This is a genomic window from Streptomyces sp., assembly GCF_036566765.1.
Taxonomy (GTDB): domain Bacteria; phylum Actinomycetota; class Actinomycetes; order Streptomycetales; family Streptomycetaceae; genus Streptomyces.
In genome coordinates, this window is sequence record NZ_DATCVQ010000492.1 from 1 (window position 1) to 11396 (window position 11396).

Annotated in this window: 9 protein-coding genes; 4 read left to right on the plus strand and 5 right to left on the minus strand. The window is 72.7% G+C overall.

Annotated elements, in window-relative coordinates; all coding sequences use genetic code 11:
• The 4 genes from VIU94_RS28725 to VIU94_RS28740 form a co-directional block, all read right to left on the minus strand.
• The coding region (locus VIU94_RS28725; protein ID WP_331915593.1) for a serine/threonine-protein kinase at positions 1-707 on the minus strand (707 nt) is incomplete at its 3' end.
• Positions 708-728: 21 nt separating this feature from the next.
• A complete protein-coding gene (locus tag VIU94_RS28730) occupies positions 729-3086 on the minus strand; it encodes a protein kinase domain-containing protein (RefSeq protein WP_331915595.1) in 2358 nt (785 codons plus the stop codon).
• Positions 3087-3207: 121 nt separating this feature from the next.
• Positions 3208-3705 (minus strand): transcription elongation factor GreA, encoded by a 498-nt coding sequence (gene greA, locus VIU94_RS28735; protein ID WP_331915597.1) that lies wholly within the window; start codon positions 3703-3705, stop codon positions 3208-3210.
• 208 nt (positions 3706-3913) lie between these two features.
• Positions 3914-4315: a DUF4307 domain-containing protein gene (locus tag VIU94_RS28740; RefSeq protein WP_331915599.1), complete on the minus strand. Its 402-nt coding sequence runs from the start codon at positions 4313-4315 to the stop codon at positions 3914-3916.
• A 99-nt stretch (positions 4316-4414) separates the two neighbouring features.
• On the opposite strand from VIU94_RS28740, the gene mca reads away from it, so the two are divergent.
• Both mca and VIU94_RS28750 read left to right on the plus strand, forming a co-directional pair.
• On the plus strand, positions 4415-5296 hold the full coding sequence (gene mca / locus VIU94_RS28745) for a mycothiol conjugate amidase Mca (RefSeq protein WP_331915601.1): 882 nt from the start codon (positions 4415-4417) through the stop codon (positions 5294-5296).
• A gap of 1 nt (position 5297) precedes the next feature.
• Complete coding sequence (locus tag VIU94_RS28750; protein ID WP_331915603.1) at positions 5298-5531, plus strand: hypothetical protein; 234 nt, start codon at positions 5298-5300, stop codon at positions 5529-5531.
• Positions 5532-5623: 92 nt separating this feature from the next.
• Here the strand turns inward: VIU94_RS28750 and VIU94_RS28755 are convergent, their stop codons facing one another.
• Positions 5624-8839, minus strand: coding sequence for a tetratricopeptide repeat protein (locus VIU94_RS28755; RefSeq protein WP_331915605.1), 3216 nt, complete (start codon positions 8837-8839; stop codon positions 5624-5626).
• 231 nt (positions 8840-9070) lie between these two features.
• Between VIU94_RS28755 and VIU94_RS28760 the strand changes: the two genes are divergently transcribed.
• Together VIU94_RS28760 and VIU94_RS28765 are read left to right on the plus strand one after the other, a co-directional pair.
• A complete protein-coding gene (locus VIU94_RS28760; RefSeq protein ID WP_331915607.1) occupies positions 9071-9460 on the plus strand; it encodes a rodlin in 390 nt (129 codons plus the stop codon).
• A 100-nt stretch (positions 9461-9560) separates the two neighbouring features.
• A partial coding sequence (locus tag VIU94_RS28765) for a thioredoxin domain-containing protein (RefSeq protein ID WP_331915609.1) occupies positions 9561-11396 on the plus strand: 1836 nt, incomplete at its 3' end.

Genomic DNA, 11396 nt, shown 5'->3' on the forward strand with positions numbered 1-11396 from the left:
GCCCGGCTGATCCGGAAGACGACCGAGGCCATCTCCTCGTCGTGGAACGGGCCCCGCCCGCTCGCCGCGAACGCCAGGACCGCGCCCAGACAGAACACGTCCGACGCGGGTACGACGGCCCGGCTGCCGACCAGGTGCTCCGGCGACATGAATCCCGGCGAGCCCACGATCAGCCCGGTCGAGGTCAGCGCGGTCGCCTCGAAGGCCTGCGCGATGCCGAAGTCGATGAGCTTCGGGCCGGTGGCGCCGAGCAGCACGTTCGCCGGCTTGAGGTCCCGGTGCAGCACCTTCGCCGCGTGCACCGACTCCAGCGCGCGGGCGAGCGCCGCGCCCAGCGCCCGTACGGCGTCGACCGGCAGCGCGCCCGCCCGCGAGACCGCTTCGGCGAGCGAGGGCCCGGGGACGTACTCGGTCGCCAGCCACGGCACCGCCGCGTCCGCGTCCGCGTCGACGAGCCGCGCCGCGTAGGGGCCGCCGACCGCTCGCGCCGCGGTGATCTCCCGCCGGAACCGGGTCCGGAAGTCCTCGTCCAGCTCCAGGTCCGCGCGGACGGTCTTCACCGCGACCATCCGGTACGGGTCGGCCGTCGGCGCGTCCGCCCGGCAGGCCAGGTGAACCTCGCCCATGCCGCCCGCGCCGAGCGCGGCGAGCAGCCGGTAGGGGCCGACCAGGCGCGGGGGCTGCCCGTCGGGAAGTGCCTTCAGCACCGAAGTCGTCCTCTCAGTACGTCACTTGGGCAGTTCGACCGAGGAGACGACGCCCTTGTCATACACGACGTGCGTGATGCCGCCGATCGGCAGGACCTGCGGCTCCCGGACCTGCTTGTCGATGAAGATGCCCCAGTCCAGGTCGAACGCCTCTTCCCGGGCGCGCGGACCGGGTGCGCCCGGCACCGCTGTCGTCCGCAGTTCCTCCGGCTTGCCGTCCTTGCCAAGGCGCACGGTGTACAGCTTGCTGAAGTCCGCGTAGACGACCTGGTCGCCAGCGATCAGCGGGGTGGACCAGCTCTGCTCAAGGCCCTTGGGGGCGGACTTCGCTTCGTATGTACGGAGCGGCTTGCCATCACGCGGGTCGTAGATCCTCAGACCCCGGTCGAACGTGACTAGGGACGTCGGGGTGATCACGTCCGGACGGAGCCCTTCCACCGGCACAGGCAGACTGGCCTTGGAGGCGAGCGTGACGGAGTCCAGCGCCCGCAGTATCTCCCGGCCGGTCCGCTCGGGGGCGGTGTCCACGCAATATCCGGTCGGTCCGACGAGCCCTACGTTCCAGCAGTTCGCCGCGTCCCGGTCGACCTGGCCGCGGACTTCGCCGGTCCTGGCGTCGTACGCGATGAGCCCGGCGTCACTCAGTGCATACACCTGCCCCTGGGCGAAGGCCACTTGCTCGAATGGCCGCTGAGCGACTCTCGCGAGGTCCGCGTTGGTCAGCGACTTGCTCCACAGAGCGGTTCCGTCGGCCAGCGAGTACGCGGTCATATCGCCCTGTGTCTTGCCCTGCTTCGCCTCAGGTGCCGCGAAGACGACGCCGTCACCGACGATCGGCCGGGTGGCGGAGCCTCCTCCGCCCCCGACGGGCTTCGTCCAACGGACGTTCCCCGTCTGGGCGTCGCGCACCTGGAGCTTCCCAGCGGCGTTCACGACGACGGCGTCACCGTGAACAGTTGGCCGTGTCGCGCTGTCGGCGATGAACACTCCACCACTGGGGCTGATCGTGCTCCGATCCGACTTCGTGTCGCCCAGGTCCGCTGACCATAGTTTCTTTCCGTTCGCCGGGTCGAGCGCCTCGTACCCTCCGCTCGTGGTCCGGCAGACGAGCACGGTCGTGCCCGCAGCGCAGCCCAGTGCGGGTGCGGAGAGCTTCGCCGTCCAGGGCTTCCAGCCCTTGGGCCGCTGGTTCGGGTACTGCGGCACGACCCCGGAGGAGTCAGCGAGGCCCTTGAAGTCGACGCCGGGGATCGTCGGCCCCGGAGCCGGGGGAGTCGCCGTCCTGGCCGGGGGATTCCCCTCCGGCCACAGCACGTACGCGCCCACACCGCCCGCCACCAGTGCCAGCGCGACAGCCGCCGCGATCAGCGCCCGGCGGCGCTTCCGCGGCGCGGGCGGGACCGTCGGCGCCACTGGCGGCATCGTCGGCAGCTGGTCCGGTGCGACCGGGGCCGGGGCGACCTCCCGCAGCGCCGCGCCCGAGGCGATCAGCTGTGCCAGCTCGCGCCCGTACTCGCCGATGTGGTCGAGGACGCCCTGCGGCCACGGGGCCCGCTGCCCGCCGCCGAGCAGCTCGGCCAGCCGCTCCGGCGTCGGACGGGCGGCCGGGTCGGCGGCCAGGCAGGCGGCGATCACGTCCCGCAGCTCCTCCGGCACCCGGCTCAGGTCCGCGTCGGCCTGCGAGACGCGGTACAGCACAGCCGGCAGCGGGCCGTCGCCGAACGGGTCCTCGCCGGTCGCCGCGTAGCAGAGCACCGAGCCGAGGCAGAAGACGTCCGACGCCCCGGAGACGTGCCGGGCGCCCGCGACGTGCTCCGGGGACATGAAGGACGGCGTGCCGACCATCATCCCGGTCGCCGTCATCGTCGTCGCGCCGCTGCTGCGCGCGATGCCGAAGTCGATCACCCGGGGGCCGTCCACCGCGAGCATGACGTTGCCGGGCTTGAGGTCGCGGTGCAGCACGCCGGCGCCGTGCAGGTCGGCGAGCGCGCGGGCGAGCGCGGCGCCGAGGGCCCGTACGGTCGGCACGGGCAGCGCGCCGCTGCGGCGCACCGCCTGCGAGAGGCTCGGGCCGGGGACGTACGCGGTGGCCAGCCACGGCGTCTCCGCGTCCGCGTCGCCGCCCAGCGGGGCGGCCGCGTACGGGCTGGACACCAGGCCGGCGACCTTGACCTCGCGGCGGAACCGGTCCCGGAAGGCGGGCTCGAGGGCGACGTCGCGCAGGACCGTCTTCACGGCTACGTACGTGCCGTCGTGCGTGCCCGCCGCGCTCGCTGTGCGGCCGAGGAAGACCTCGCCCATGCCGCCGGCGCCCAGCCGGGCCAGGATCTCGTACGGCCCGATCCGCTCGGGCGCCCCTTCGCGCAGCGGTGACAGCACGTGTCTTCATCCCCCTAAGACGTGACGGCCGCCCGCATCATCGCACGAAGATCGGCATGCACATGCGGAAGGCCGGACCGCTGTTCGGCGGTCCGGCCTCGTCTCGGGGCGAAGATCGTTCTCAGCCGGTGTACGGCTTCGCGCTCAGGATCTTGACCGCGGCCTTCTTGCCGTTCGGCAGCTCGTACTCCGCGTCGTCGCCGGCCTTCTTGCCGTTGACGCCCACACCGAGGGGGGACTGCGGGGAGTACGTCTCGATGTCGTCGCCCGCGTACTCGCGCGAGGCGAGCAGGAAGGTCATCGTGTCGCTCTCGTCGCCGTCGAAGGCGATCGTGACGACCATGCCGGGCTCGACGACGCCGTCGTCCGCCGGGGTCTCGCCGATCTTGGCGTGCTCGAGGAGCTGGGTGAGCTGGCGGACGCGCAGTTCCTGCTTGCCCTGCTCCTCCTTGGCCGCGTGGTACCCGCCGTTCTCGCGCAGGTCGCCCTCCTCGCGCGCAGCGGCGATCTTCGCGGCGATCTCGGTACGCGCGGGACCAGACAGGTACTCAAGCTCGACCTTGAGCTTGTTGTACGCCTCCTGGGTGAGCCAGGTGACGTTGTCGCTGGTCTGGGTCACAGGTGCTCCTCGTAGGTACTGGGAATACAAAGCATCGCCCTACCCAGAAGGATGTGCCTTCCTGAGTGGGCGAAACCACGAGCCTAACAATTACCCGGGAAAAAGGAAGGGACGAAAGCCACCAGAATTACGTCAATGCAGGTCAGCAGGTTGACGCGCCCGGTCACACAGCTGTCGCACACGCCGGTCGCACCCGGTCGCGCGCCCGTCAGCGCTCGGTGCAGCCGACCAGCTCGGCGCTGGTCGCCCGGGCCGTGGTGCGGATCGAGACCACCTCGTCGATCCGCGTGCGCGGACCGTCGAAGCGGACGTCCTTGCGGCCGACCTCGGCGCCGTCCTCCGCGCGGGAGCGCAGGGTGCAGGAGCCCGTGGCGTCCTTGTCCTTGCGGACCTCCAGGTGCATCTGCACCTCGCGGTCGCTCACCACGTCGAACTTGATCACTTCGGCGCTGAGCTTGTCGGCGACGACGTAGTGCCAGCCGAACCAGCCGAGCAGGCCGAGGAACAGCACGCCGAGCACGACCCCGGCGATCCTGAGCTTGCGGTCGGCGCGCTCGTCCGCGGAGCGGCCGTACCGGCCCTCGGGCAGCGAGGCGTGTGCCGAGCTCATGGTCGTTCCCTTCGTGGCACCGGGCGGGCGGAATTTTCGGCCCCCCGATTCCGTCACTATAGAAGTTGACCGATGTGACCATTCACCGAGGATCGAGTCTTGACTGAGCAGCTGCGTCTGATGGCCGTGCACGCCCACCCCGACGACGAGTCGAGCAAGGGCGCGGCGACGATGGCCAAGTATGTGTCCGAGGGGGTGGACGTGCTGGTCGTCACCTGCACGGGAGGCGAGCGCGGCTCCATCCTCAATCCCAAGCTCCAGGGCGATGCCTACATCGAGGAGCACATTCACGAGGTCCGCAAGAAGGAGATGGACGAGGCCCGGGAGATCCTGGGCGTCGACCAGGAGTGGCTCGGCTTCGTCGACTCCGGCCTGCCGGAGGGCGACCCGCTGCCCCCGCTGCCGGAGGGCTGCTTCGCGCTCGAGGACGTCGACAAGGCGTCCGGCGAGCTGGTCCGCAAGATCCGCGCGTTCCGTCCGCAGGTCATCACGACCTACGACGAGAACGGCGGCTACCCGCACCCCGACCACATCATGACCCACAAGATCACGATGGTGGCCTTCGAGGGCGCGACCGACGCGGAGAAGTACCCCGAGGACGAGTTCGGCCCGGTCTGGCAGCCGCTGAAGGTCTACTACAACCAGGGCTTCAACAAGCCGCGCACGCTGGCGCTGCACCACGCGCTGCTCGACCGGGGCCTGGAGTCCCCGTACGGGGAGTGGCTGGAGCGCTGGAAGGAGTTCGAGAGGAAGGAGCGGACGCTGACCACGCACGTGCCCTGCGCCGACTTCTTCGAGATCCGCGACAAGGCGCTGATCGCGCACGCCACGCAGATCGACCCGGACGGCGGCTGGTTCCGCGTGCCGATGGACATCCAGCGGGAGGTCTGGCCGACGGAGGAGTACGAGCTCGCGAAGTCGCTCGTGGACACCTCCCTCCCCGAGAGCGACCTCTTCGCGGGCATCCGCGACAATGCCTAGCATGAGCGCACACCTCGCACTGACCCAGCTCGTCCCGCTCGCCAAGGAGCTCGACGAGAACAAGGTGACGCCCGGCGTCCTCGGTTTCGTCGTCTTCGCGGTGATGGCCGGCGCGGTCTGGCTGCTGATGAAGTCGATGAACCGCCACATGGGCAAGGTCTCCTTCGAGGAGACCCCCGCCCCGGCGGCCGGCGCCGCGCAGCAGTCGCAGCCGAAGCAGGCCCCGCAGGAGTAACCGCGCGCCGCGCGCGACAGGGCCCCGGGAGACACACCCCCGGGGCCCCGTCCGCGTCGCCTACAGCCGCTGCCGGGCTGATCCGCGTACGCCTACGGCACCTCCACGCCCATCACCTCGCGCGCGTGGCGGTTCGGGGCCAGGCCCAGCGACCAGGCCTGCCAGCCCGCGTCGAGCTGCACGCCGCGCGCCAGGGCGACCGCGTACGTACCGGCGCAGTCCGCGAGCCGCGGGTCCCGCAGGGCGTGAGCGTCCTCCGTCAACCGGGCCAGCTCCTCCTCGGCGACCACGGTGCCGACGTCCACGCCGCCCGGCGAGGCGTACGGCAGCAGCGTGACCCGCAGGAAGCGGGCCCAGTCCTCGCCGCGCCGGTCGCCGTACGAGGCGAACAGCCGGGCCGCCTCGTCGCACAGCTCAAGAGCCTGGGCCGCCTTGCTGTTGCCCGCGTCGACGACCGCCAGCTCCAGGCAGGTCCACGCCTCGCCGTGGGCCACCCCGATCCGGCGGAAGTCCGCCCGGGCGTCGTTGAGGAGCTGCCGGGCGAACCCGGAGTTGCGCAGATTGCCGGTCTGCGCCGCGCGCAGGTCGCGGGTGACCCGGCCCGAGTGGTGCCGGGCGCAGGCCAGCCCGTACACGTCCCGCATCCGCGAGAACATCGTCCGCGCCCGCTCCAGCTCCCGTACCGCCTGGTCCAGGTCGCCGCGCTCCTCCAGGGCCTGCCCCAGGTAGTACAGCGTCCACGCCTCGCCCCGGGCGTCCTCCTGCTCCCGGTGCCGCGACAGCGCCTGGCGCAGCCCGTCGACGGCCGGCGAGGCGTCGCCGGCGACCAGCCGGGCCCGGGCCAGCTGGGTCAGCGCCCACGCCTCGCCGCGCCCGTCGCGGGTGCGGCCGTACAGGTCGAGGGCCGCCCGCAGCTCCGTCTCGGCCCGCGGCACGTCGCCTTGGCGCAGGCACACCTGGCCCAGCTGGAAGTGCGCCCACGCCTCGCCGTGCACCGACTCCGACGCGCGGTGCAGCGCGATCGCCCGGTCGAGCAGCGCCACCGCCTCCGCGAGGTTCGCCCGGTCCCGCTCCACGCCGGCCAGCGCGTGCAGGGTCCACGCCCGGTCCGCCGCCAGCGACTGAGGTTCCTGGAGCGCCAGGGCCTCGCGCAGCCGCGCGGACGCCTCCGTCAGATTGCCCTGGTGGTGCAGCGTGATGCCGAGCGAGCACAGCGCCAGCGCCGCGCCGGCGTCCTGGTGCGCCTCCTGGTAGAGCGAGACGACCGAGGTCAGCGTCGTGCGCGCCTTGTCCAGCTCGCCGAGCTGGCGGGCCGCGATACCGGTCCGCCACTGCACGGAGCGGGACAGCAGCCCCTGCCCGACCGCCTCGGTCAGCTCGTTGATCTCGCCGAGGCGGTACAGGTCGCCGCGCAGCAGGCAGTAGTCGCAGAGCGCGCCCAGCAGGTTCAGCACCGCCTGCTGGTCGACGCCCTCCGCGTGCCGCAGCGCGGCCGTGATGAAGCTCGACTCGTCGTCCAGCCACCGCAGCGCCGCGTCCAGCGAACCGAACCCGTGCCCGCCGAACCGGTCCGCGCGCGTCGACATCTTCCCGTCGACCATCCGGATCACCGCGTCGGCCAGCTCCGCGTAGTTCCGGATCAGCCGCTCCTGCGCCGCGGCTGTCGCCGCCGCGTCCTCCTCGTCCAGCAGCCGCGCCGAGGCGAAGCCGCGCACCGCCTCGTGCAACCGGTACCGGTCCCCGCGCACATGGTCCAGCAGGCCCGCCCCGGCCAACTCGCCCAGCAGCCGCGCGCCCTCCGCCTCGCTCCCGTCGAGCAGCGCCGCGGCCGCCGCCGCGCCGAGCGAGGCCCGCCCGGCCAGCGCGAGCCGCCGGAGCAGCCGCCGCCCGTCCTCGCCGAGATCGGTGAAGTACCGGACGGACAGGGCTCGTTCGACTGCGCTGGCGTCCTGCGCGTACCGCTCCAGGAAGCGCGCCTGCTGCCCCATCGTGCGCGGGCCGAGCGACGATCCGGCCACCCGCAGCGCCAGCGGCAGCCCGCCGCACAGCTCCCGGATCCGCATCGACGCCTCCGCGTCGTACGGGCCCGGATCGGGGGCCTGCGCCGCCTCCCGCAGCAGCTCCTCCGCGCCCGCCGCGTCGAGCGCCGCCACCTCCAGCTGGTGCACCGCCGCGGGCACTTCCGCGCCCAGGTCCAGCGGCTCGCGCGCGGTCACCAGGACCAGGCTGTCGGAGCGCTCGGGGAGCAGCGTGCGCACCTGCGCCGCGTCCACCGCGTCGTCCAGCACGATCGTCACCGGCAGCCCGGCCAGATTCTGGTGGTACAACTCCGCGAGCCGGCGCACCTGTTGCTCCGCCGAGCTGCGGTCCCGGAACAGCAGCTGCTCGCGCGGCGCGCCCAGCCGGTTCAGCAGATGCAGCAGCGCGTCGCGGGTCGACAGCGGCTTCTCGCCCCGGCTCGCGCCCCGCAGGTCCACCACACAGGCCCCGCGGAACTGGTCCCGCAGCGCGTGCGCCGCCCGGACCGCCAGCGTCGTGCGGCCCGCGCCCGGCTCCCCGTGCAGCACCACCACCGTCGGCCGGGTCGTCGTCGCCGCCCGCGCCGCCTGCACCCACTGGGTGATCCGAGCCAACTCGGCCCGCCGGCCCGCGAACGGCCCCGCCGGATCCGGCAGATGACCGAAGGACTGCTCCAGTACGGCGCGCCGGCGGGCCGCCGCGCTGCGATCGCCGCCCCGCAGCGGGGGCGCCTTCTTCGTCGGCTGCTTGGCCGTCTCCGCCGTCGCCGTCAGCAGCATCCGCTGCTGGTCCAGGAACGGCCGTATCCCGCGTACCTCCAGCGCCGTCAGCCACTGCAGCCGCAGCTGCTCGGGCCCGCCCGGCTGGGCGAGCGCGCCGGCCCTGCGGTGCGCGGCCGGCCAGTGCGCCGCCGTCACCTTCAGCACGGTCGCCGCCGCGCCGGCCACCGCCACCACCGCCCCGGCGCCGAGCGCCGTACCGGTCGCCGTGCCCAGCGCCATGTCCGCCCCGATCGCCGCCGCCGCGGCGACGGCCGTGACCAGCGCGGGAGTTCCGATCGCCTGGCCCCTGAACCGCTCGGCCAGCGACAGGCTGCCCGCCTCGGCCTCCTCGAGCGCCAGCCGGTACGCCGTGTACTCCTCGCCGGCGCTCGCCGCCATGGAGTCCAGCGCGGCCCGCCCGCGCGCCAGCAGCGCCGTGGGGTCGAAGCGGCCTCCCGAGCGCCGCACCTCCTCCTCGACGGCGCGTGCCAACAGGCGCTCGGCCTCGGCCCGGTGGCTGTCCCGCATGTGCGTCCCCCTCCGAGAGCTTCCGCTTCCGCGCCCAAGTGTCCTGCGTGACGCGCGTCGGCGCGAGGGAACACCGACGGCCGTGTGACCGAATTCTCCGTGTTCGATGGCGTTGATCTGCCGAATGAGGCTTCCGGGTGACTCCCCGGAACCAAACTGCGGCGGGGCAGTTGATCAGCGTGCTTCGGCAACGGAGCACTCCAGGCCCCTCGGCTCAAGAAGGACGATCTCGTGATCAAGAAGGTTCTCGCCACCGCGGCAGTCGCTGCTTCCGTCGCCGGCATGTCCGCGACCACGGCGATGGCGGCGGGCAACGACGGTGGCACCGCCAACATCATCGGCAACCAGTCGAAGCAGTCCATCGGCAGCAACTCCACCGACGGCTACATGAGCCCGAACTTCGGTCTCGTCAACGGTGGCGTCCTGCACTGCTTCGACATCCAGAAGATCCAGGCCCAGGTGCCGGTCGGCGTCATCGCCGTCCCGGTCGCCGTCCAGGACGTGCTCGGCAACCCGATGTCGAACCAGACCTGCACCCAGAACTCCGTGCAGCAGAAGGGCGACGACGCCCTGTCGCACATCCTGGGCGAGGTTCTCTCCCAGAACGGGAACGTCGGCTGACGCCAGCGGATCTTCTGAAGCGGCCCCGTTCCTCGCAGAGCCAGTGCGAGGAACGGGGCCGTTCCATGTATCCGTGCCCCGGGTGCGCGAGGATGGAACCATGCCCAACCGACTCGCGGACGCCACGTCTCCGTACCTTCTCCAGCACGCCGACAACCCCGTCGACTGGTGGGCGTGGGAGCCCGCCGCCTTCGAGGAGGCCCGTCGGCGCGACGTTCCCGTCTTCCTGAGCGTGGGCTACAGCTCATGCCACTGGTGCCATGTCATGGCGCACGAGAGCTTCGAGGACGCCGGGACGGCGGCGTTCATGAACGAGCGCTTCGTCAACATCAAGGTCGACCGCGAGGAGCGGCCGGACGTCGACGCCGTCTACATGGAGGCGGTGCAGGCGGCCACCGGGCAGGGCGGGTGGCCGATGTCCGTGTTCATGACGCCCGACGGCGCGCCGTTCTACTTCGGCACCTACTTCCCGCCCGCCCCCCGGCACGGCATGCCGTCCTTCGCCGACGTGCTCGACGGCGTCTCCAAGGCCTGGGCCGAGCGGCGCGACGAGGTCGGCGAGGTCGCCGGGAAGATCGCCCGCGACCTGTCCGAGCGCTCGCTCGCGTACGGGGGGCAGGGCGTCCCCGGCGAGGAGGACCTGGCGCAGGCGCTGCTCGGGCTCACCCGGGAGTACGACGACCGGCACGGCGGCTTCGGCGGCGCGCCGAAGTTCCCGCCCTCGATGGCGCTGGAGTTCCTGCTCCGCCACCACGCCCGGACCGGGGCCGAGGGCGCGCTGCAGATGGCCGCCGACACCTGCGAGGCGATGGCCCGCGGCGGCGTCTACGACCAGCTCGGCGGCGGCTTCGCCCGCTACGCGGTGGACCGCGCCTGGGTCGTGCCGCACTTCGAGAAGATGCTCTACGACAACGCCCTCCTGTGCCGGGTGTACGCCCACCTGTGGCGGGCCACCGGCAGCGATCTGGCGCGCCGGGTCGCCCTGGAGACCGCGGACTTCATGGTCCGCGAGCTGCGCACCGCCGAGGGCGGCTTCGCCTCGGCGCTCGACGCCGACAGCGACGACGGGACGGGCAAGCACGTCGAGGGCGCGTACTACGCGTGGACGCCGGCGCAGCTCGCCGAGGTCCTCGGCGAGGAGGACGCGCGCGAGGCGGCCAGGTACTTCGGGGTGACCGAGGAGGGCACCTTCGAGGAGGGCGCCTCGGTGCTCCAGCTGCCGCAGGACACGGGCGTGGTCGACGCCGAGCTGATCGCGTCGATCCGGGAGCGGCTGCTCGCCGCCCGGGACCGGCGCGCGCACCCCGGCCGCGACGACAAGATCGTCGCCGCCTGGAACGGCCTGGCGATCGCCGCGCTCGCCGAGACCGGCGCGTACTTCGACCGGCCCGACCTCGTCGCCCGCGCGACGGAGGCCGCCGACCTGCTGCTGCGCCTCCACATGGACGACTCGGCCCGCCTGAGCCGTACGTCGAAGGACGGGCACGTCGGCGCGAACGCGGGAGTCCTGGAGGACTACGCCGACGTCGCCGAGGGCTACCTGGCGCTCGCCGCCGTCACCGGCGAGGGCGTCTGGCTGGAGTTCGCGGGCTTCCTCCTCGACGTGGTCCTCGATCAGTTCCGGGCCGAGGGCGGGGCGTTCTACGACACCGCGCACGACGCCGAGACCCTGATCCGCCGCCCCCAGGACCCCACCGACAACGCCTCCCCGTCCGGCTGGACCGCTGCCGCCGGCGCACTCCTGTCGTACGCCGCCCACACCGGCTCCGAGGCGCACCGCGCCGCCGCCGAGGGCGCGCTCGGCGTGGTGAAGGCGCTCGGCCCGCGGGCCCCCCGGTACATCGGCTGGGGCCTTGCAGCCGCCGAGGCGCTCCTGGACGGGCCGCGCGAGATCGCGGTGGTCGGCGACCGGGACGACGCCGCCGCGCGCGAGCTG

Excerpts from the sequence above, each read along its gene's own strand:
- VIU94_RS28755 (WP_331915605.1), bottom strand. The coding sequence starts at position 8,839 with ATGCGGGACAGCCACCGGGCCGAGGCCGAGCGCCTGTTGGCACGCGCC.
- VIU94_RS28740 (WP_331915599.1), bottom strand. The coding sequence starts at position 4,315 with ATGAGCTCGGCACACGCCTCGCTGCCCGAGGGCCGGTACGGCCGCTCC.
- VIU94_RS28750 (WP_331915603.1), top strand. The coding sequence starts at position 5,298 with ATGAGCGCACACCTCGCACTGACCCAGCTCGTCCCGCTCGCCAAGGAG.